The organism is Marinobacter flavimaris, assembly GCF_045057155.1.
In the GTDB taxonomy this organism is placed as follows: Bacteria; Pseudomonadota; Gammaproteobacteria; order Pseudomonadales; family Oleiphilaceae; genus Marinobacter; species Marinobacter manganoxydans.
In genome coordinates, this window is the sequence record NZ_CP171359.1 from 1,050,947 (window position 1) to 1,072,237 (window position 21,291).

Below are 21,291 nucleotides of genomic sequence, written 5' to 3' on the forward strand. Positions count from 1 at the left end.
CTAACAATGCATAAAAGCGCACTTCCACAGGAAGGGACGGAAACATTCCAGGATCAGATCCGGATCGTTCTGGTTGAGACATCCCATTCAGGCAATATCGGCGCAGTCGCCCGTGCCATGAAAAATATGGGGCTCGGCAACCTGTGGCTGGTCAACCCGTCTTCGTTTCCGGACGAGGCTTCATACGCCCGTGCGGCGGGGGCTTCAGATGTGCTTGATAGCGCCCACGTGGTGTCTTCGCTCGATGAGGCGCTTGCCGACTGCGTTCTGGTAATGGGTACCAGTGCCCGGGGCAGAAAAGTCCCCTGGCCGGTGTGCGCCCCGCCCGAGGCTGCGGCCGCGGCCGCAGAGCACGCCGGCAGTGGCCCGGTGGCCATGGTGTTCGGCAGGGAGAACCATGGTCTCAGCAACGATGAGCTGCAGCGTTGTCATTATCATATTCATATTCCCTCCAATCCCGATTACAGCTCTCTCAACCTGGCCATGGCGGTGCAGGTCATGTGCTATGAATTGCGGATGTATTACCTCCGAAGCCTTGAAGGCGGTGAGGGAAGCCCATACTTAAAGTCGATGACCCGGCCCGGGGACGAAGGATGGGATGTGCCGCCGGCGAAAGTCCACGATGTTGAGGGCTTCTTCGGGCATCTTGAGCAGGTGCTTATCGATGTTGATTTCCATCGGCGGGAGAACCCCAGGCAGCTTATGACGCGCTTGCGGCGGCTGTTCCAGCGAGCCAGACTTGATCAGATGGAGATCAATATCCTCCGGGGCATCCTCACCGCTGTGCAGAAAGCGTCGGGCACACGGAACAACAGCAAATCAACCGAGGCCGATACTGCGGCGACGGAACAGGACAATGGCCATGTTTGAGCGTTTGCGGGAAGACATTAACAGCGTGTTCCATCGGGACCCCGCCGCCAGGAATACCTTTGAAGTGCTCACCAACTATCCCGGTTTGCACGCACTGCTTTTCCATCGGTTTTCCCATTGGTTGTGGAGTTTGGGATTGAAATGGCTTGCGAGGACCATTTCGACGATCGCCCGTTGGCTTACCGGCATTGAGATTCATCCGGGTGCAACGATTGGCCGCCGATTCTTCATTGATCATGGCATGGGTGTCGTGGTTGGCGAGACCACGGTGATCGGCGATGACGTTACGCTTTACCAGGGCGTAACCCTTGGCGGAACCAGCTGGAACAAGGGCAAGCGACATCCCACGATCGGAAACAGTGTGGTGGTTGGTGCCGGAGCGAAGATTCTCGGTCCCTTTGAAGTAGGCGAGGGTGCCAAGATCGGTTCCAACTCTGTGGTCACCAAGGCTGTACCGGCGGGTGCAACGGTGGTGGGCATTCCCGGACGTGTCATCGTCAAGCGCCAGGGTGAGGAGGATGCGCGCCGCAAAGAGATGGAAGAGCGCATGGGCTTCGACGCCTATGGTGTAACGGAAGAAATGCCGGATCCTGTAGCTCGGGCCATGCGTTCGCTGCTTGATCACATGCATGCGGTGGACGACCGCATCGAGAATATGTGCAAGGCGCTTCGCAAGGTGAACAGTGAATACCAGAACGGAGAGTTACCGCCACTGCACGAGGAGGACTTTGATTGCGTCCGCGACGACGATGAGGTGGGTCGCTGAATACTTGACTGAAATGGTTGGTCAATTCATACTCTGTTCTGCATTTTTGAGATTCAATCCCGTCATGGGGCTGACACTATGAAGTTGACCACCAAAGGCCGCTATGCCGTTACGGCAATGCTTGATCTGGCTCTGCATGGAGACCAGGGGCCGGTGAGTCTCGCCGATATTTCGGCTCGTCAGGAAATCTCACTGTCCTACCTGGAACAGCTTTTCTCCCGTCTCCGCCGCCAGAAACTGGTTGTCAGCATTCGTGGCCCCGGTGGTGGTTACAGGCTCAGTCGTCCGGCGGCAGATCTGTACATCGCCGAAGTTGTCGATGCCGTCAGCGAATCGCTGGACACTACCCGGTGTGGCAATAAAGGCGATTGCCAGAATGGCGAGAAATGCCTGACCCACCACCTCTGGTCTGATCTGAGCGATCAGATTCATCAGTTTCTGAGCGAGATCAGCCTCGGGGATCTGATGAGAAAACACGAAATTCGCCAGGTTGCGGATCGGCAAAAACGTCGCCAGTCCGACAACGGCTCTGAAACCATCAACACCGAACGCCTGTCTGATCAGGCGCCGGCCTGATACCAACAAGTTCCTGGAATCCATGAAAAAGCCCGTTTATATGGACTACGCGGCCACCACGCCCGTTGATCCTGCCGTTGCCGATGAAATGATGAAGTACCTTACCCTGGAGGGCGTGTTCGGCAATCCTGCATCCCGCACGCACGCTTACGGCTGGCAGGCGGAAGCTGCTGTAGAAACCGCACGCAAGCAGGTTGCCGCGCTGATTCATGCTGACCCCCGTGAAATTGTCTGGACGTCAGGAGCCACAGAGTCGGATAACCTGGCGATCAAGGGCGCCGTTGCCGGCCGTAAGGATGCTCACATTGTCACCTCGAAGATTGAGCACAAGGCGGTTGTGGATACCTGCAAGTGGCTGGAGCACCAGGGTACTGAAGTGACCTGGCTGGATCCCGCCGCCGATGGAACGATCAGTTGTGATCAGGTGGTGAGTGCGCTGAAGGAAAATACCATGCTCGTTAGCCTGATGTTGGTAAATAACGAGCTGGGAACCATCAACGATATCGCCGCCATTGGTGCCGAATTACGTCAGCGAGGCGTTCTTTTCCATGTGGACGCGGCCCAGGCCGGCGGCAAGATGGCCATTGATGTCAGCTCCATGCCAGTGGATCTGTTGGCGCTCTCCGGGCACAAGGTTTATGGCCCGAAGGGCGTCGGCGCTCTGTACGTAAGGCGTTCGCCGGATGTTCGGATCGAGGCGCAGATTCACGGCGGTGGGCATGAACGAGGAATGCGTTCCGGAACCCTGCCGACCCACCAGATTGTTGGAATGGGAAAGGCCTTCGCTATGGCCCAGGCCGGACTTGAGGAGGAAATCGGTAAACTCGAGACACTTCGCGAGACTTTCCTCTCAGGCCTCCAATCCCTCGATGGTGTCACGCTCAATGGCAGCGAAAGCCAACGGGTTCCCGGTATCGTGAATCTTTCCTTTGACGGTGTCGATGCCGAATCGTTGATGTTGGGTCTGCGTGATCTGGCGGTTTCTTCCGGTTCGGCCTGCGCTTCGGCCACGGTCGAACCGTCCTACGTTCTCCGCGGAATTGGATTGAATGATGAACAGGCCCACCGGGCGCTGCGTTTTTCGCTCGGCCGTTACACCACGGAAGAGGAAGTGGTCTTTGCCAGTTCGCAAATAGTTGATGTTGTTAGCCGCCTCCGTGCAGTGCGGTAGGAAGTTTGCCCCGGACTGCGTATAATCGCAGGCCAGAATTTTTACCATCCACAAACTGGAGAAAGACCATGGCAACTGAGCGCACGCTCTCCATTATCAAGCCCGACGCCGTAGCGAAGAACGTGATTGGCGAAATTTACAGCCGCTTCGAGAAAGCTGGCCTGAACATTGTTGCGGCCAAAATGATGCACTTGACCCAGGAGCAGGCAGAAGGCTTCTACGCAGAGCACAAAGAGCGTCCGTTCTTTAACGATCTGGTTGCTTTCATGACCTCCGGCCCCGTGGTTGTCCAGGTTCTGGAAGGCGAGGGTGCCATCCTGAAGAACCGTGATCTGATGGGCGCGACCAACCCGAAGGAAGCCGACGCTGGTACCATCCGTGCGGATTTCGCGTCTTCCATCGATGCCAATGCCGTTCACGGCTCTGATTCCGCGGCTTCCGCAGAGCGCGAAATCGCATATTTTTTCAATGACAACGAGATCTGCCCGCGGGGCTGATTGCGTTGATCGGAGGCGATCATCCGGTCGCCTCCGAATTGGTTATTTGATCGAGGTTATGAAATGACAGCGGCCGCTGAAAAAACCAACCTTCTCGGGATGCCGAAAGCAAAGCTTGAAGCTTTTTTTGAGTCCCTGGGGGAGAAGCGTTTTCGTGCCACTCAGGTTTTGCAGTGGATTCATCAGCGCGGTGCTGATGACTTCGATCAAATGACCAATATGAGCAAGGCGCTGCGGGAAAAGCTCAAAAAGGTGGCCGAGATCCGTGGCCCTGAGGTGGTATACGACGAAACGTCCAAGGACGGCACCCGCAAATGGGTGATGCGCATGGACAACGGCAACAGCGTCGAAACAGTGCTGATTCCCGATGGCGAGCGCGGCACGCTCTGCGTTTCCTCCCAGATTGGTTGCAGCCTGGACTGCACTTTCTGCTCCACCGGCAAGCGTGGCTTCAATCGCAATCTCACCGCGGCGGAAGTGATCGGGCAGGTGTGGGTTGCGCGCAAGGCCTTTATGCCCTTTGAGCAAGGTCCGGATCGCCCGATCACGAACGTGGTGATGATGGGCATGGGCGAGCCGCTGCTCAACTTCGACAACGTCGTGGATGCCATGAACCTCATGATGGAGGATCTGGCCTACGGGATCTCCAAGCGTCGGGTTACCCTCAGTACCTCGGGCGTTGTGCCGGCTCTGGACCGCCTGTCGGAAGTTACCGATGTTTCACTGGCCATTTCCCTGCATGCGCCGAATGATGAACTGCGTAACAAACTGGTTCCGTTGAATAAAAAGTACCCGATTGCCGAATTGCTGGCCGCGACCAAGCGTTACTTCGCCCGCCTGCCGGACAAGCGCAAGGCGACAATCGAGTACACCGTCATTGAAGGAATGAACGATCAGCCGGAACATGCCCGTGAGCTTGCGGTGCTGTTGCGGGATTTGCCATGCAAGATCAATCTGATTCCCTTTAACCCGTTCCCGGAGAGCGATTTCCGGAGGCCGAGCATGAACGCGACACGTCGGTTCCAGGCCGTCCTGAACGAAGCAGGATATATTGCCACTATCAGGACTACCCGCGGTGACGATATCGATGCCGCCTGTGGTCAGTTGGTGGGCCGGGTTGAGGACAGAACTCGCCGGAGCCAGAGGTACATTCAGGTTCAGCAGGTGAATCCCTGAGCCAGGAACGTCTTGCAGCCCAATCGAGGAAGGGGACACCCGTGATAACAACACCAGCAAACCGACGTTTTTCCGTGTTGGCCGTTATGCTGCTGACCCTGCTGGTTACAGGTTGCGTTACCACCACTGACAGTCGGTTCTCACGGGAAGCAGATCGCCAGGAAGCCCTCGATAACTATGTGAAACTTGCCACGGCCTATATCGGCCAGGGCAACCTTGAGCGTGCGCGTCATCACCTCGACAGGGCGTTCAAGCTGGATTCCGATGACCCGGGTGCAAGGGCCGCAATGGGCCTTGTCTATAACGCCGAAGGCGAGCCAGAGCTGGCCGAGCGTAATTTCGAAAAGGCCATTTCCGAGGACCCGGGCTACACCAGGGCGCGGGTCTACTATGGCGCCTTCCTGTTCGGTCAGAATCGGATGGAAGACGCTCGCGACCAATTCCGTGCTGCGTCCCGGGATACCGGTTATCAGGATCGCGGCTCGGTTTTCTTTAACCTGGGCATGACCCAGGAGCGCCTCGGAGAACTGGAAGCTGCGGCCACATCCTATCGCCGCGCAGTGGAGCTGACACGAGGCGATGCACGTTCCCTGCTGGCGCTCTCCCGGGTGTCCGTAGAGACTGGCGACTACGACGACGCGGCACGCTATTACTCGCGACTGATTTCATTGATGCAGCGAAATCAGCGTCTGGTCCACTCACCGGAGAGCCTTCTTACCGGAATCCGCATTGCCCGCTTCTACAGTGATGAAAACCAGGAGGCGAGCCTTGCGCTTCAACTCAGAAACAAATTTCCGGAGTCAGTCGAATACCAACAATATAAGGTGCTGATTTCTAATGGCAACTGAAGAAAACTCACAGCCAGCTATGAAGGAGCCCGTAGGGCGGCAGCTTCAAAAGGCACGGGAGAAAACCGGTCTGAGTACCGGTGATGTCGCAGCAGCGCAGCATTTGCGTCCTTCGGTAATCCAGGCGATCGAGTCGGGAGATTACAGCCAGATTGACAGTGAACTCTTTCTGAAAGGGTATGTCAGGGCTTATGCAAAACAGGTTGGGCTGGACGCAGATGCAGTGATTGCCGACCTCGACCAGGAACTGGAACCCATTCGGCAACAGCGGGAACAGGAGCAGGAAGCCAATCCGCTGGTAGACATCGAACGTCGCAGACGTCGTAAACGTCAGCTTGCCAAGGCTCTGTTTTTCCTGGTGGTGCTGGGCATTGCCGGATACCTTGCTTTCACCTTTCTGGCTCCTTCACAGGGCCCGGCGCCTTCCGAGCCGACGACAGAACCGGAATCAGTGCCGGAGGAGCCTGCTCCTGCTGAAGCCGAGGAATCGGCTGCGTTGGCCGAGCCAGAGCGCTCCGAACCTGTGCTTGTTGCCAGTGCTGAAGAGTCGGAATCGGCAGTTATGGAGGCGGAGGCGCCTACCGTGCAGCAGTCTGAAACAGAAACTGAGGCTCAAGCGCCTGAAACTGACGTTGGTGAAAATCAGTTGCCTGAAAACACACTGGCTACGGACGATGGCGCGGCTGATGCAACCGAGCCTGTTACCGATCAGATTCCTGCGGTCGTCCAGACCCCCGAGCCGGTTCTGGAAGACCCGAATGGGCTGTCGGATGCTTCGGACAACGGTCGACTCCAGATTCGCTTCAGTGACGATTGTTGGGTGCAGATCAGTGACGCAGCCGGTAACCGCCTGGTGAATTCGCTCCAGCGTAACGGGGATCTGATTGATATCGAGGGGCCGACGCCCTTGAGGGTTGTGATTGGCGCAGTCGATGCGGTTGAATCCATCCGTTTCCAGGGCGAGCCAGTGGATATCGGTGGCTACCGGGTTGTTAACAACCGGTCAGAATTCACCCTGACAATCTGAAATTTGATCAAATTTTCCATATCGGTCAGTAAGACATGAAACAGGATTCCCCGATTATCAGACGCAAATCCCGCCAGATCATGGTGGGCAATGTTCCTGTGGGTGGTGACGCGCCGATTGCGGTGCAGAGCATGACCAACACCGAAACCTGTGACGTAGAGGCCACCGTTGGCCAGATCAAGGCATTGCAGGAGGCAGGTGCGGACATAGTGCGTGTTTCCGTTCCGTCCATGGACGCCGCTGAGGCGTTCGGGAAGATTCGGGAGCAGGTTTCCCTGCCGTTGGTTGCCGACATCCACTTCGATTACAAAATCGCTCTTCGGGTAGCAGAACTGGGTGTTGACTGTCTCCGGATCAATCCTGGCAATATCGGCCGCGATGACCGCGTCAGTGCCGTGATCAGTGCGGCCCGGGACGGCAACATTCCCATTCGCATTGGTGTGAACGCCGGTTCGCTGGAGAAGTCTCTCCAGCGCAAATATGGCGAGCCGACGGCAGACGCGCTGGTGGAGTCCGCCATGCGCCACATCGATATCCTGGATCGTCATGACTTCCAGGATTTCAAGGTTAGCCTGAAAGCGTCGGAAGTGTTTATGACGGTCGATGCCTACCGTAAGATTGCCCAGCAGATTGAGCAGCCCCTGCACCTTGGCATCACCGAGGCCGGTGGTTTGAGATCCGGAACCGTGAAGTCCTCCATTGGCCTTGGCATGCTGTTGATGGACGGCATCGGTGACACCATCCGGGTATCGCTTGCAGCGGACCCCGTGCAGGAAATCAAGGTGGGCTTCGATATACTGAAGAGCCTGCGCCTGCGCAGTCGCGGTATAAACTTCATCGCCTGTCCCAGCTGTTCCCGGCAGAATTTCGATGTCATCCAGACCATGAATGATCTGGAAGCTCGTCTGGAGGATGTAAACGATTCTCTGGATGTGGCGATCATCGGGTGCATCGTAAACGGTCCGGGTGAGGCGAAAGTGGCGGATCTCGGACTTACCGGCGGGAGCCCCAAGAACCTCTTCTACATGGCGGGAAAGCCGAACCAGAAGCTGGACAACGCGACATTGACGGATGATCTGGAGCGCCTGATTCGCGAGGAAGTGGCACGGCGCAAGGAACAGGAAGATTCGATTATTGCCCGGTCAGACAACTGATTGTTTCCAGTTCCCGGCATAACCATCCAGAAAAAGTTAAGGGTTAACATTGGCAAAGATTCAGGCAATTCGCGGGATGAACGATATCCTGCCGGAGCAGACGCCGGTTTGGCAGTTTGTGGAATCCACGGTTCGCAGAGTACTGGCCCAGTATGGCTACCAGGAAATCCGCATGCCGATTGTGGAACAGACCGATCTGTTCAAGCGTTCGATTGGTGAAGTGACCGACATCGTCGAAAAGGAAATGTACACCTTTGAAGACCGCAACGGTGACAGTCTGACCCTCCGCCCGGAGGGCACCGCCGGTTGTGTTCGGGCCGCCGAAGAGCACGGTCTTCTGTTCAATCAGACCCGCCGTCTCTGGTACACCGGCCCGATGTTCCGGCACGAACGTCCGCAAAAAGGCCGCTATCGCCAGTTTCATCAGATTGGCGTGGAATGTTTTGGCATGAACGGTCCGGACATTGATGCCGAACTGCTCATCTTGACGGCAAGGCTCTGGAAAGAGCTTGGGCTTGCCGAGCATACCCGGCTTGAGATCAATTCCATCGGAACGTCGGAGTCCCGTCGGGTTTACCGGTCCGCCCTCGTGGATTACCTCGGTCAGTTCAAGGCAGACCTGGATGCCGATAGCCAGCGTCGCCTCGAATCGAACCCCCTGCGCATTCTGGATAGCAAGGATCCTTCCACGCGGAAAATCCTCGAAAACGCGCCCAGCCTTGACGACTATCTCGACGAAGAATCCCGCGAGCACTTCGAGCGCCTGAAGGCGCTTCTTGAGGCTGCAGGGGTGAATTATTCAGTGAATCCAGCGCTGGTGCGGGGCCTCGATTACTACGGCAAGACGGTGTTCGAGTGGATTACCGACAGCCTCGGCGCCCAGGGTACGGTGTGTGCAGGTGGTCGATACGATGGCCTGGTGGAACAGCTGGGTGGCAAGCCGACCTTTGCAGTGGGCTTTGCAATGGGCCTTGAGCGCCTTATCCTGCTGCTGGAAACGCTGGAACTGGTTCCTGAGCACGTAAACAGCAATGCCGATGTCTACGTAACGGCGATGGGCGAGGGCGCATTGGCGCCTGCGCTCGTTCTGGCTGAACAGCTCCGGGCAGCCCTGCCAGAGCGTGTGATTGTTTCCCATTGTGGCGGTGGCAGTTTCAAAAGCCAGATGAAAAAGGCAGACCGCAGTGGTGCCAGGTACGCGGTGATTCTGGGCGAGAACGAAGTGGCCAACGGCACCGCCGGGCTTAAACCCTTGCGAGCCGACGAGCCGCAGGCGGAGATCGCCCAGGACAAGCTTGCGGACACTCTGGCAGCGGCGCTGGCCAACTGAATCTGACCAAATTTACTGATACAAAAGCAAAAATTCGACAACAGGAGTCCCCATGGCAGAGTTGCGCACCGAAGAAGAACAGGTCCAGGCGATCAAGGACTGGTGGAAGATAAACGGCAGTTCTCTGCTGATCGGCATTGGTGCAGCCCTGGCCATTGTGTTCGGCTGGCAGGCTTGGCAGAACCATCAGGCGCAGCAACGCACCGAGGCAGCCAACCAGTTTGCCAACCTCCTCAATGCCTTTAGTGACCAGGCCGATGAAACCAGCGGCGAGACCGTCGCTTTCGTCGCGCAGACCCTGCGGGAGGACTACACGGATAGCGCCTATGCGGTCTACGGTAACCTGATCCTCGCCCGTCAGCAGTTGATGCAGGAGGGCAACGCCGAAGCCGCCATTGATTCCCTGAAGTGGGCATTGGAAAAAACCGGAGAGCATGAGGCACTGGCGCTTGTGGTCCGTAATCGTCTGGCTCGCGCCCAGTTTTCCTCAGGCCAGTACGAAGATGCTCTGGCCACCATCGACGGCGCCGGTAATGCCGATGCGTTTGATGCCATGTACTCCGAGCTCCGTGGCGACATCCTGTTGGCGCAGGGCGACCGGGAGGGCGCACGTGAGGCCTATCTTGCTGCCCGTGAGCAGAGCCAGCAGGGTCGTAGCGGTATTCTGGAACTGAAACTGGCAGACCTCGGTGTCGGGGAGGATGCCTGATGCCGGTTATCCGCGACAGGATCTCAAAACGCGGACTGCTGATGGCGCTGGCAATGCTGGCGGCACTTTCCGGGTGTAGCACCACGGATACTTTCGAACAACCTGTTCCGGTTCCCGAGATTGAGGCGACCGCCGAATTCAAGAGAGTCTGGAGCATGTCCGTGGGCGACGGTCATGATGGTGATTTTCTCTACCTGGCACCCCTGAATACCGGTGATCTGATCTACGCCGCATCGGCAGATGGTGAGCTTTACGCAGTGGCCTCGGATTCCGGCAAGGTTGTCTGGGAATCAGAATTTGAGGAGCGCATCTTCTCTGGTCTCGGCGGTGATGGGCAGTATCTTTACCTGACCACCGAGAACGCGGATCTGGTAGCCCTTTCCCGTGAGGACGGCTCCGAGGTCTGGCGTCAGCCTCTGCCGACGGAAGTACTGTCAGCGCCCCAGTCCAATGGCTCGCTCGTTGTTGCCCAGACCACTGATGGCAAGGTTCTCGGCTTCAGCGCCGCTGATGGCGAGAAGCTATGGCAGTATGACGGAACCGTTCCGGTCCTTTCGATGCGGGCTGCTGCGGCGCCGCTGGTCGGTGGAGACGTTGTCATTGCCTCCTTTGCCAGTGGCAAACTGATCGCTCTGGCGGCAGCCTCGGGGCAGCCCATGTGGCAGTATGAAGTGGGCCAGCCTCAGGGGCGCACCGAGCTTGAAAGGCTGGTTGACGTGACGGGGCAACCCCTGGTCATTGAGACCGCCGTCATGGTGGTTGGCTACCAGGGCAAACTTGCCCTCGTTGATATTCGTACCGGGCAGGAGATCTGGAGCCGGAAGGCATCCAGCCTCTATTCCCCGATGATTGGTGGCGGCGAGATCTATCTGGCCTCGGCCAATGGCGACATTGTTGCTCTGAGAGGCTCTGATCGTCGGGAAGTCTGGACCCAGGATCGTCTGGCCTGGCGGCAGCTGACCCAGCCAATGGTTTATGAAGACTATCTGGTGGTCGGCGATTTTGAAGGCTACCTGCATGTCATTGACCGTGAGAACGGCAAGCTGGTTGGCCAGCTGGAGTTCGACGATGAGGGTATCCGCGTACCGGCACAGCGCCTCGCCAATGGTAACCTGCTGGTTTTTGGCAACAGCGGAAAGATGGCCGTATTCCAGGTTAAGCCGCAGGATTGATCCCCCATTATGACCCCAGTTATTGCCCTTGTCGGACGCCCTAACGTCGGCAAATCGACATTATTTAATCAGATGACCCGTTCCAGGGATGCCCTGGTTGCGGACTTTCCGGGGCTTACCCGAGACCGCAAATACGGTGAGGGCAGCTACGAAGGGCAGCGCTTCATCGTCATAGACACCGGTGGTCTTACCGGCGACGAGCAGGGCCTTGATCTCGAAATGGCCCGCCAGTCCATGCAGGCGGTAGAAGAGGCGGACATTGTACTGTTCCTGGTGGACGGTCGTGCCGGCCTGACCGCAGGCGATGAACTTATTGCAGACAGTCTTCGTCGGTCCGGCAAGCAGGCCCACCTGGTGGTGAACAAGACCGATGGCCAGGATCCGGACATTGCGGCTTCGGATTTCTACAGCCTTGGCTTTGAATCCACTTTCCTGATTGCGGCCTCCCACAACCGGGGTATCCGCTCGATGCTCGAAATCCTTCTGCCCTCAGAGGAGGAGCGGGAGGAAGAGGACCGGGCTGACCGTTACCCCGGCATCCGCATCGGAGTGGTTGGCCGGCCGAACGTGGGCAAGTCCACCCTGGTCAACCGGATGCTGGGTGAAGAGCGCGTTGTGGTTTACGACATGCCGGGCACTACCCGGGATAGCGTTTATATCCCGTACGAGCGTCAGGGCAGTCAGTACACGCTGATTGATACCGCTGGTGTCCGTCGCCGAAAGAACGTCAGTGAAGTGGTGGAGAAGTTCTCCATTATCAAGACGCTGCAGGCCATTGATGACGCACATGTGGTTATTCTGGTCATTGATGCCCGGGAAGGCCTCGTGGATCAGGACCTTCACCTGATCGGGTTTGTCCTTGATGCCGGCCGCTCGCTGGTGATCGCCGTCAATAAGTGGGACGGCATGGACCCGGAAGACCGTGTTCGGGTGAAAGAGCAGGTGCAGCGTCGTCTCGACTTCCTGGATTACGCCGATAAGCACTATATCTCGGCGCTTCACGGCTCCGGCGTCGGCGTGATGTATGAGTCGGTGCAAGCCTGCTATGAGTCCGCGATGGCGAAATGGCCAACCAACCGCCTGACTGCGATTCTGCAGGATGCTATTGCCCAGCATCAGCCACCCATGGTGCACGGTCGCAGGATCAAGCTGCGTTACGCGCACCAGGGCGGTTCCAACCCCCCTGTGATTGTGGTTCACGGTAACCAAGTGGATTCCCTGCCTGGAGCATACAAACGATATCTTGAGAATACCTTCCGTAAGGTTCTGAAGGTAACGGGTTCACCAATCCGCTTCGAGTTCAAATCGGGTGAAAATCCGTTTGCCGGCAAAGTGGATCGGCTGACTCCGCGTCAGAAGGTCAAGAAGGACAACGACGAGAAGAAAGGCCGTCGTCCGAAAAAACAGCGTCAGAAGAGCCTCAAGCGCTGAGTGAGTGGCCGGGCTCAGGACTTATTCCTGGTCCGGCCCCGCACTTTCCACCTGCTTGGCCTGCACAGCGGTTAACGCAACCGTAAACACGATATCCTCCACCAGAGCCCCACGTGAAAGGTCGTTCACCGGCTTCCGCAAGCCCTGAAGCATTGGCCCGACACTGACCACATTGGCACTTCGCTGAACCGCCTTGTAAGTGGTATTGCCGGTGTTCAGATCCGGGAATACGAAGACCGTTGCCTTGCCTGCAACTTTGCTGTCCGGCGCCTTGCTTCTTGCGACGCTTTCGATGGCCGCTGCATCGTATTGGAGTGGTCCGTCTATCAGCAGATCCGGCCTGCGCTCGCGAGCGATCCTCGTCGCCTCCCTGACTTTCTCGACATCCTGGCCGCTGCCGGACTCTCCGGTGCTGTAACTGATCATGGCGACCAGCGGCTCGATACCAAAGGCTTCCGCAGACTCCGCACTCTGGATGGCGATGTCGGCCAGTTCCTCGGCATTGGGGTCTGGATTGATGGCGCAGTCCCCGTAGACCACCACCTGTTGCGGCAACAACATGAAGAACACGGAAGAGACTACCTTTGCATGCTCATGGGTCTTGATCAGTTGCAGGGCAGGGCGCACCGTATTCGCCGTCGTGTGAATGGCACCGGATACCAGTCCATCAGCTTCATCCAGAGCCACCATCATGGTACCGAGAACGACGTTGTCTTCGAGCATGGCTTCCGCCATGTCTGATGTCAGTCCTTTATGCTTGCGAAGTTCTACCATCGGAGCGACGTAGCGTTGTCGCACCTCCCCTGGATCAATGATCTCGATATCCCCGGGCAGTTCCAGATCCTGGGAATCCGCTACCCGTTTTATCTCTGCCGCATTCCCGATCAAGGCACACCTTGCCAACCTGCGTTGATGGCAGATGATGGCGGCCTGTACGGTTCTTGGCTCGCTGCCCTCCGGCAATATGATGCGCTTATTCGCGGCCCGGGCCCGCTCGGACAGCTGGTATCGGAAGGCGGGAGGGGAAAGCCTGTCCTGCCGGGCAACCTTGAGATGCTGTTGCAACCAGTTGGTGTCGATACGGGTTGCCACCGCTTCCATCGCCTTTTCAATCCGGTTGGGGTCATCAATCGGGATGGCCGCCGACAGGTTGGCCAGCATATGAGCAGTTTCATAGGTATTGGCGTCTGACCCCAGAACCGGAAGGCCTGTTTCCAGGGCCCTGTGGCACAGGGTGATCACTCGCTGGTCGGGTATCAGGCCACCGGTCAGCATCAGGCCGGCGAGGGGAACCCCGTTGAGAGCGGCAACAGCTGTGGCCACCACGATGTCTTCGCGATCTCCGGGCGTGACCAGAAGTGTGCCAGGCCTGAGGGTTTCCGTCATGTTCCGAATGCTACGGGCGCAAACCGATACCTTCTGGACCCGCCTGGCGTGCATCTGCCCCTCATTGAGGACCGGTAACCCGAGTTCCCTGGCAATGTCGGATACCCTGGGGGCCAGCAAATCCGCCTGCCATGGAATCTCGGCTAAGAGGTGAAAGCGGCCCTCGCTGAATACCGTGCACTCGGTCTGGTAGTCGACAGTGACGGGGGCAGGGTGGTTGTTGTTGGAACGAGGCTCAAGGCCCGACTGCTCGGGCTCCCCAACCTTGTTCAGGATGACGCCAATAACGTCCGGATCACTGGGACTGGCAAACAGGCGCGACGAGAAGTCCAGTTCTTCATCCAGTTGCCTGGCGTCCAGGTCTTTGGGCGTGCTCACCAGGATTACCTCGGAACCGAGGTTGCGGGCAACTTCCACGTTCAGCCTGGCGATATAGGCTTCGCTGCGGTCTGGGACGAGGCCTTCGATGATCACCACATCCACATCCCGGGCAACCTTCTGGTATTCACCCACGACTGTTTCGAGGAGGTAGTCGGCTTTGCCTCTGTTGAGCAGTTGTTGCGCTTCCTTGAGGGCAATCGGGTCTGGCGGGTTCAGGTGGCTGCTGGCCCTCACAAACGCCACCGACGAGTCCTGGCCAGCGTTGTGCATGGATTCTGCGCGGTGAACCGCCTGGCAGAAGGGTTTGTAGAAGCCAACGCTGACGCCTACCCGTTCAAGGGCGCGCAACAGACCCAGGCAAACGGAGGTCAGGCCTGAGTCCATGGAAGTCGGTGCAAAAAAGAGACTCTTTGCCATAGTGGTATTCCTGATGATGCGTTTGGGTCAGGCCTGAATGTCAGAGCCTGCAAGCCGAGCTGCTTCCCGGGCAATGACCAGCTCTTCGTTGGTGGGAATCACCAAAACCGGAAATCGCGAGTCGGGGCTTTCAATATGTCCGTCGCTGAATTGGCCATGATGGATGTTGAGGTCCCGGCTGAGCTCGAATCCCGTCAGTTTGAGATGGCGAATGGTCTCTTCCCTGATCCGCGGGCTGTTTTCCCCGATGCCGCCGGTGAAAACCAGAGCGTCCAGCTGGCTCAGGGACGCCATCATCGCGCCAACGTAGCGGGCCAGGCGGAAGCAGAACACATCAATAGCGGTTTGTGATGGTTCATGGCCATGGTCCGCGAGTTCACAGAGTGAGCGCATGTCGTTCGTCTGGCCGGACAGTCCAAGGAGGCCACTCTCCTGATTCAGAACCCGATGAACCTCATCCGCGGCGATGCCCTTGCTGCGGAGAAAGTCGAAAAGGCCGGGGTCGACATCCCCGCTACGGGTGCCCATTACCAGACCCTCAAGTGGCGTCAGGCCCATGCTGGTATCCACACTGATTCCGTCACGGATGGCGGTAATGCTGCACCCGTTGCCCAGATGGGCCGATATGACCGAGGTGGTTGCCGGCGTTTTGTCCAGCAAACGGGCGGCTTCTGATGCCATAAAGGCGTGACTGGTACCGTGGAATCCGTATCTCCGGATCCCCCAGTCGCGGTACCAGGCCTCTGGAAGCGCATAGAGGAAGGCCCGTCTGGGCAGGGTCTGATGAAACGCGGTGTCGAAAACGGCCGTCTGCGGTACATCGGGAAACTGTGCCAGGGTTGCCCGAATCCCGGACAGGTTGACCGGGTTGTGAAGAGGGGCAAGGCCTGCGCAGCTTTCAATGGCCTTGAGCACATCGCCATCAATGAGTACGGCCTCATGGAAGGTCTCACCACCATGAACGACCCTGTGACCTATGGCCGAGGGAGCCGTTGTCATCAGTCCCAGGTCCCGGAAAGCCGTGACCAGTGTATCTAGCGCCTGATCATGGCCGGCGCCAGCGTCCAGAGGGATCGTTCCTTCCTGGCCGTCAATGTGGGCAAATGCATCGTTCTGGCCCAGGCGCTCGGCCAGAGCGGACAGCAGTTTCCTGTGTTGGTTGTTGAACAGTGCGAGTTTCAGGGATGAGCTGCCGCAGTTCACGACAAGTACGGTGTCTTCCATGGGAATGGGCGTCCAACGGTTTCAAGTTATACGCGGTGATTGTTGGCCAGCCAGGCATCAAAGTCCGCCGCCGGCAGCGGACGACTGTAGAAATACCCCTGGGAGAAGTCGCAGCCTTCCTTCTTCAGGAAGTGGGTCTGAGCCTCTTCCTCAACCCCCTCGGCGATAACACGCAGGCCCAAACTATGAGCCATATTGATGATGGCTCTTACCAGTGAGGCGTCCTCAGGCTCCTTCATGACGTCCTGAACAAACGACTTGTCAATTTTCAGGGTATCAAACGGATAGCTCTTGAGGTAACTGAGCGCTGAATAGCCCGTACCAAAATCGTCTACCGACAACCGGATGCCGGCTTTGTCCAGTTGGCGCAGGATTTCGGCGGTTTCGATCGAGTTGTCCAGAATGAGCCGTTCGGTAATTTCGAGTTCCAGCTGTTCCGGCGCCAGGCCACTGGTTGCCAGGGCGTGCATCACAGCCTCGGTAAAACCGGGATCGCGGAACTGACGGGGCGAGACGTTGACGGAAATGCCAATGTCTTTCCCGGTGGCTTCCTTCCAGCCCATGGCGGCTCGACAGGCCTCCAGGAGAACCCACTCACCGATCGGTGTAATCAGGCCGGTTTCCTCGGCCAGGGGAATGAATCGATCCGGCATTACCATGCCCATGGCCGGATTGTTCCACCGCAGCAACGCCTCAACCGAGCAAAGCGTGCCCGAGTCGGTATTAACAATTGGCTGGAAATACAACTCGAACTCCTTCAGCTCCAGAGCCCTGCGCATGCTGGACTCCATCTTCAGGCGTTCATGGGAGACTTCGGTCATTTCCGGCGCGAAATGGGCAAACGAGCTCTTGCCCTTGTGTTTGGCCTGGTACATGGCGGCATCAGCGTGCTGCAGGAGCGTACCGCTGTTGTCGGAGTCCGTCGGGAAAATGGCGATGCCGATACTCGTCGTTACGAACACCTCCTGCCCATTCAGAATGTACGGTGGCGAGAAGGTCTTCAGGATACGCTCTGCGACCTGCGAGGAAGCCTCGGGGCCAGTCAGGCCTGGCAGGATCACGAGGAACTCATCGCCACCCAGGCGGGCAACGGTGCTGGTACCGCGAAGGCAACTTGAAATTCGACGGGCCGCCTCGATCAGCAGGTTATCGCCGGCATCGTGGCCAAGGGTGTCGTTAATGTGCTTGAAGTTGTCGAGATCCAGGAACATGACGCCCACAAGCGTGCTTTCCCTGCGTGCCTGGGCCAGTGCAAGCTTCAGCCGGTCCAGGGCAAGCATCCGGTTAGGCAGCCCTGTAAGGATGTCGTAATTGGCCTGACGCAGAAGTTGCTGTTCATAGCGTTTCCGGATGCTGATGTCCTCACCGAGGATGAGGTACCCGGTGGTGCCGCCGGCCTCGTCCTTGATCGGGGTAACAATCAGTTGCTCCCAGAAGCGTTCTCCGTTCCGGCGCACACTGTTCACTTCACCCTGCCAGACTCCGACTCGTTGCACCTGCAAGCGGATGGACTGCCACAAGTGTCGGCTATCACGGTTCTCTATGTCGTTGTCACCCAGTGCGCCAGGGTGTTTGCCGATGATGGAGGCAGCCTCATAACCGGTTAACTGGGTGAATTTCTGGTTGGCAAACTCGATACGCCATTGGCGGTCGCAGATCAGAACCGAGGAGGGGCTCTGCTCAATGGCCTTGGAAAACTTGCGGATTTCCGCCGCATCCTTTTGTTGGCGTTCCATGTCCGCGTTGAGACGTTCACGCATCTGGTTGATGGCGTCCGTGACACGGCCGAGCTCATCATTCCGGTTAGACGGCGTGTTGGGCCTTTCCAGGGTAAGTGGCTTCGACGTTGTCGTCAGTGAGAAGTCGCGGGCGTAGTTCGCCATGGTGGTCAGATGGCGCGCAACGAAATGCTGGAATATCCAGATAATCAGTATCGAAACAAAGAACGTCTTCAGGAACTGGGTCAGCAGAATGACGCCCACCTTGCGCTTCAGTTCGTCGTAGACGCGATCAAGGTCTGCGGTCACCGTCAGTTCGCCCAGCTTGAACATTTCATCGCCCTGGTGGACAAGGCTGAAGCTGTGAGAGGTGGTTTTCGCGTCCCTGGGTATCTCGCCCATCACCAGTTCAGAATCGGGTTCTATTCGCAAGCGAAGGTGCACCACATCCGGCAAGCTGAGTATGCCTTCCATCTGGGTTTGCAGGAGCTTCTGGTCCAGGGCCCACAAGCTTCTGGCAAGGCTAGAGGCGTAGCCCGACTCTACAACCTGCATGCGGTTGTCGATTTGCGAGAGATCTTTTCGATAATCGGAGTAGATCTGGAGCGCGGATGCCACCAGTGTAAAGGCCGAGCTGAATAGCAGAATCCACGCCAACAGCCTGAAAGACAGGGGCGAGCCTGTGCGAAAACGTTGAAGATGCGTCGACAGTTTTGGCATGTCTTGAACTTCAGCCACCCAGACCGGTTAGGAGATCGGACACTTCCTTTGTTTCCGACTATAGCAGCAGTTTCTTTCGAATGCCTTGCAAATACAGGAAAAATCGAAGGAAATGTGTTGTGGTTCAGTATTTATGCGTACATGCGGTCTGACAAATACGTTGACCTGGATCAATACCTTGCGGGCGGCCCGGGCGTAACCTGAGTTTAATCAAGTTAATTGCCGGAAGGAGAAACAAAATGTATATGGACGCCGTTGTGATCGCAGGTATTGCCACTGTACTGCTGATGCTTGGCTTTTTTGTAGGTGTTGGCATCTTCGTGATGAAAGATCAGAAGGAGCACGGACACCAGGATAGAAAAGAAGGGAAGCACGGACATAATCCGGTTTGACTATGAAGTCGGGAAACTTCGGTTTCCCTGACCCATCAGCGCAGAAAGAATTGGCGTCCCCTAGGGGGTTCGAACCCCTGTTGCCGCCGTGAAAGGGCGGAGTCCTAGGCCACTAGACGAAGGGGACGCAACGTTTTCAACACCTTGCCTCGTCGAGGTGGCGCGTATATTAAGAAAGCTTCGAAACGCTGTCAACGTCTTTTGTGAAAAAAATCAGGGGAGCTTGATAAGGCCCCCTTGGGTCATCCTTTTTGTCCGGCTGCCCCTGGAGCAACGGATTGGGTCAATGCCTGATCCAGGTCCGGATACCGGAACTGGAATTGCTGGCTGACCAGCTTCTCCGGAATAGCCCGCTGGCCCGTCAGAAGAAGCCTCGCCATTTCACCCAGAGCCACCTTGAGCACCGGAGCAGGTGCCGGAAAGAGGGTGGGGCGGTGTAAAACCCTCCCCAGGCTGCGGGTGAATTCTGCGTTCGTTACCGGGTTCGGGCTTACGACATTGTATGGGCCTGATGCGTCCGGGTTTTCCATCATCCAGATAAGTGCGCTGACTACATCGTCCCTGTGGACCCAAGGCATGTACTGGGTACCGCTACCCAGGCGTCCGCCCAGTGCCAGTTTGAAGGGCAGGAGCATCCGCTCCAGGAAGCCACCATCCGGGCCTGCCACGACGCCTGTCCGGGAGAAGCACAGGCGAACGCCGTCATCGCCAAGTGGTTTGGCGGCGTTTTCCCAGTCGCGGCACAGCCGATGCGTAAATTCGTCATTCGGGCTGGTGCTTTCGGTGACCGTGGCTGATCCTTGGTCCCCGTAAAAGCCAACAGCCGATCCCGAAACGACGACATTCGGCGCTTGATCCCAACTTCGGATGACCTCGACTAGGGTTTCGGTGACGCCAATGCGGCTGTCACGGAGTTCCTGCTTTCGGGACTCCGACCAGCGTTTATCCGCGATACCTTCTCCGGCAAGGTTGATAACGGCATCGTATCCGGGGTGGGAACGAAGCTGCTGCAGATCACGGATTGCCTCGACCCGTCCGCAGCTTGATTTGACCGTTTCGGCCGGTTGCCGGCTGAAAACCGTCAGTTCGTAATCCCGTGCCAATAATTCACGGCAGAGCACGTGGCCAATAAACCCGGTTCCTCCGGTAATCAGAATCCTTTTCGACATAATCGATACTCCTGTCGCGCACCGGCCTCTGGCGCTGTCTCAGAACGCCCGGTTCAGGCGGGTGTCTCGTCCAGTTGAAGCATAACAACATCGCGAATTGCCTGTCCCAGGAGAGGGTTTTCCCCAATCGGAGGTGCGAGCTGAATGGATACGCCGTGGGCTTTTTCGAGTTCTTCGATCATTGCCGGAACATCCTTGCGCAAGTGGCGGCCGGCCGCCAGGAACAAAGGAACGATCGTAAACTCGGTGATGCCCTCAGCCACACCGTCCATGATGATCGTATCAATGGATGGTTCCGCCAGTTCCATATAGGCGACCCTGGCGTTGTCGACAGACGCGAGAGTCGGCGCTGCAAGCTTTTCGAAGGTTTCACACCAGCGCTTGTCACTGCTTCCATGTGCCAACAGAATAATGCGGGGGCTGCTCATTGCCGCTCCTGAAGTAGTCAATTTGTTAGGGCCTGTCGTAAGTCGGGAAAGCCGGCCTCATGAGAGAGGGCCGGTACCATATAAAGTAACAGGGTGACGGTGAATGTTCGATTGGAAAGAGATTCTGGATTTCTGGTTTGGCGAACTTGACGAACATGGGCTGCCAGACAGCGACCACCGGAACAAGTGGTTCCGATCGGACCGCAGGTTTGACCAGGAGATACGCCGTCGTTTCCTTTCAATGGTGTTGTTTGCTTCCGAGCAGGGATTGGACCATTGGCGGAGTGAGGCCGGCGGTATACTTGCCGAGATCATTCTGCTTGACCAGTTTTCGCGGAATATCTTCCGCGGCGGTGCCATGGCGTTTGATCAGGATCGCCAGGCGCGCAAGCTATGCCGGCAAGCGATGCAGAAAGGGCAGGATACGATGCTACCGCCCGTGCACCGAGCGTTTCTCTACATGCCGCTCCAGCATTCGGAACTCAAGGACGACCAGGACATGTCCGTGGAATGCTACGAGCAACTGGCGCGATCAACTGAAGGAATCCTTTCCGATTTCATGGGTAGCTTTCTGCAGTCCGCAAAGGATCACCGGGCGATCAATCAAAAGTACGGACGATTCCCTCACCGCAACAAGGCACTCGGCAGAACCTCAACGGCGGAAGAGCGGGAGTACCTGGCCGGTGGTCGCCGTTTCGGCCAGTAGCGCAATCGCGCTTTCCTTAAAGT

General features: G+C 57.3%; 20 protein-coding genes and 1 tRNA gene. 15 read left to right on the forward strand and 6 right to left on the reverse strand.

Going from position 1 to position 21,291, the window contains the following annotated elements; genetic code table 11:
- Nucleotides 1–6: 6 nt before the first annotated feature.
- The 13 genes from trmJ to der all read left to right on the forward strand — a co-directional run bounded on the left by trmJ (nucleotide 7) and on the right by der (nucleotide 12,727).
- Nucleotides 7–870 (forward strand): tRNA (cytosine(32)/uridine(32)-2'-O)-methyltransferase TrmJ, encoded by an 864-nt coding sequence (gene trmJ / locus ACGK9W_RS04965; RefSeq protein ID WP_075267705.1) that lies wholly within the window; start codon nucleotides 7–9, stop codon nucleotides 868–870.
- Nucleotides 863–1,636, forward strand: a complete 774-nt coding sequence (gene cysE / locus ACGK9W_RS04970) for a serine O-acetyltransferase (RefSeq protein WP_273072528.1) — start codon at nucleotides 863–865, stop codon at nucleotides 1,634–1,636. Before trmJ ends, cysE begins: the two co-directional genes overlap by 8 nt.
- Nucleotides 1,637–1,714: 78 nt before the next feature.
- Nucleotides 1,715–2,212 (forward strand): Fe-S cluster assembly transcriptional regulator IscR, encoded by a 498-nt coding sequence (gene iscR / locus ACGK9W_RS04975; protein WP_405419337.1) that lies wholly within the window; start codon nucleotides 1,715–1,717, stop codon nucleotides 2,210–2,212.
- A gap of 22 nt (nucleotides 2,213–2,234) precedes the next feature.
- A complete protein-coding gene (locus ACGK9W_RS04980) occupies nucleotides 2,235–3,383 on the forward strand; it encodes an IscS subfamily cysteine desulfurase (RefSeq protein WP_405419340.1) in 1,149 nt (382 codons plus the stop codon).
- 68 nt (nucleotides 3,384–3,451) lie between these two features.
- Nucleotides 3,452–3,880, forward strand: a complete 429-nt coding sequence (gene ndk, locus ACGK9W_RS04985; RefSeq protein WP_069184985.1) for a nucleoside-diphosphate kinase — start codon at nucleotides 3,452–3,454, stop codon at nucleotides 3,878–3,880.
- A gap of 63 nt (nucleotides 3,881–3,943) precedes the next feature.
- Nucleotides 3,944–5,056 carry a 23S rRNA (adenine(2503)-C(2))-methyltransferase RlmN gene (rlmN, locus tag ACGK9W_RS04990; RefSeq protein ID WP_405419343.1) on the forward strand — a complete coding sequence of 371 codons (1,113 nt, stop codon included), beginning with the start codon at nucleotides 3,944–3,946 and terminating at the stop codon, nucleotides 5,054–5,056.
- Nucleotides 5,057–5,142: 86 nt separating this feature from the next.
- Nucleotides 5,143–5,904 carry a type IV pilus biogenesis/stability protein PilW gene (pilW, locus tag ACGK9W_RS04995; protein ID WP_405420967.1) on the forward strand — a complete coding sequence of 254 codons (762 nt, stop codon included), beginning with the start codon at nucleotides 5,143–5,145 and terminating at the stop codon, nucleotides 5,902–5,904.
- A 19-nt stretch (nucleotides 5,905–5,923) separates the two neighbouring features.
- Nucleotides 5,924–6,931, forward strand: a complete 1,008-nt coding sequence (locus ACGK9W_RS05000; protein WP_273083747.1) for a RodZ domain-containing protein — start codon at nucleotides 5,924–5,926, stop codon at nucleotides 6,929–6,931.
- Nucleotides 6,932–6,966: 35 nt separating this feature from the next.
- A complete protein-coding gene (ispG, locus tag ACGK9W_RS05005; protein WP_008174332.1) occupies nucleotides 6,967–8,085 on the forward strand; it encodes a flavodoxin-dependent (E)-4-hydroxy-3-methylbut-2-enyl-diphosphate synthase in 1,119 nt (372 codons plus the stop codon).
- A gap of 76 nt (nucleotides 8,086–8,161) precedes the next feature.
- Nucleotides 8,162–9,415, forward strand: a complete 1,254-nt coding sequence (gene hisS / locus ACGK9W_RS05010; RefSeq protein WP_008174334.1) for a histidine--tRNA ligase — start codon at nucleotides 8,162–8,164, stop codon at nucleotides 9,413–9,415.
- Nucleotides 9,416–9,467: 52 nt separating this feature from the next.
- On the forward strand, nucleotides 9,468–10,124 hold the full coding sequence (locus ACGK9W_RS05015) for a YfgM family protein (protein ID WP_405419348.1): 657 nt from the start codon (nucleotides 9,468–9,470) through the stop codon (nucleotides 10,122–10,124).
- Complete coding sequence (bamB, locus tag ACGK9W_RS05020) at nucleotides 10,124–11,296, forward strand: outer membrane protein assembly factor BamB (protein WP_405419351.1); 1,173 nt, start codon at nucleotides 10,124–10,126, stop codon at nucleotides 11,294–11,296. Before ACGK9W_RS05015 ends, bamB begins: the two co-directional genes overlap by 1 nt.
- Before the next feature lie 9 nt (nucleotides 11,297–11,305).
- Complete coding sequence (gene der / locus ACGK9W_RS05025) at nucleotides 11,306–12,727, forward strand: ribosome biogenesis GTPase Der (protein WP_296934690.1); 1,422 nt, start codon at nucleotides 11,306–11,308, stop codon at nucleotides 12,725–12,727.
- A gap of 21 nt (nucleotides 12,728–12,748) precedes the next feature.
- On the opposite strand, the gene pta is transcribed toward der, so the two are convergent.
- From pta to ACGK9W_RS05040, 3 genes are read right to left on the reverse strand one after another with little or no spacing between them, the layout of a single operon-like run.
- Nucleotides 12,749–14,911 carry a phosphate acetyltransferase gene (gene pta, locus ACGK9W_RS05030; protein WP_041645185.1) on the reverse strand — a complete coding sequence of 721 codons (2,163 nt, stop codon included), beginning with the start codon at nucleotides 14,909–14,911 and terminating at the stop codon, nucleotides 12,749–12,751.
- A gap of 27 nt (nucleotides 14,912–14,938) precedes the next feature.
- On the reverse strand, nucleotides 14,939–16,135 hold the full coding sequence (locus tag ACGK9W_RS05035; protein WP_273018099.1) for an acetate/propionate family kinase: 1,197 nt from the start codon (nucleotides 16,133–16,135) through the stop codon (nucleotides 14,939–14,941).
- Between the two features lie 26 nt (nucleotides 16,136–16,161).
- Nucleotides 16,162–18,573, reverse strand: coding sequence for an EAL domain-containing protein (locus ACGK9W_RS05040; protein WP_405419356.1), 2,412 nt, complete (start codon nucleotides 18,571–18,573; stop codon nucleotides 16,162–16,164).
- A 239-nt stretch (nucleotides 18,574–18,812) separates the two neighbouring features.
- On the opposite strand from ACGK9W_RS05040, the gene ccoM reads away from it, so the two are divergent.
- Nucleotides 18,813–18,965, forward strand: a complete 153-nt coding sequence (gene ccoM / locus ACGK9W_RS05045; RefSeq protein WP_405419359.1) for a cytochrome c oxidase subunit CcoM — start codon at nucleotides 18,813–18,815, stop codon at nucleotides 18,963–18,965.
- A gap of 51 nt (nucleotides 18,966–19,016) precedes the next feature.
- Here ccoM and ACGK9W_RS05050 read toward each other — a convergent pair.
- The 3 genes from ACGK9W_RS05050 to ACGK9W_RS05060 form a co-directional block, all read right to left on the reverse strand.
- A tRNA-Glu gene (locus ACGK9W_RS05050) sits at nucleotides 19,017–19,092 on the reverse strand.
- Nucleotides 19,093–19,207: 115 nt separating this feature from the next.
- Nucleotides 19,208–20,134, reverse strand: a complete 927-nt coding sequence (locus ACGK9W_RS05055; protein ID WP_008174349.1) for a TIGR01777 family oxidoreductase — start codon at nucleotides 20,132–20,134, stop codon at nucleotides 19,208–19,210.
- A 53-nt stretch (nucleotides 20,135–20,187) separates the two neighbouring features.
- Nucleotides 20,188–20,562: a sirohydrochlorin chelatase gene (locus tag ACGK9W_RS05060; protein ID WP_008174352.1), complete on the reverse strand. Its 375-nt coding sequence runs from the start codon at nucleotides 20,560–20,562 to the stop codon at nucleotides 20,188–20,190.
- 103 nt (nucleotides 20,563–20,665) lie between these two features.
- On the opposite strand from ACGK9W_RS05060, the gene ACGK9W_RS05065 reads away from it, so the two are divergent.
- Nucleotides 20,666–21,268: a DUF924 family protein gene (locus tag ACGK9W_RS05065; protein ID WP_008174353.1), complete on the forward strand. Its 603-nt coding sequence runs from the start codon at nucleotides 20,666–20,668 to the stop codon at nucleotides 21,266–21,268.
- Nucleotides 21,269–21,291: the final 23 nt, after the last annotated feature.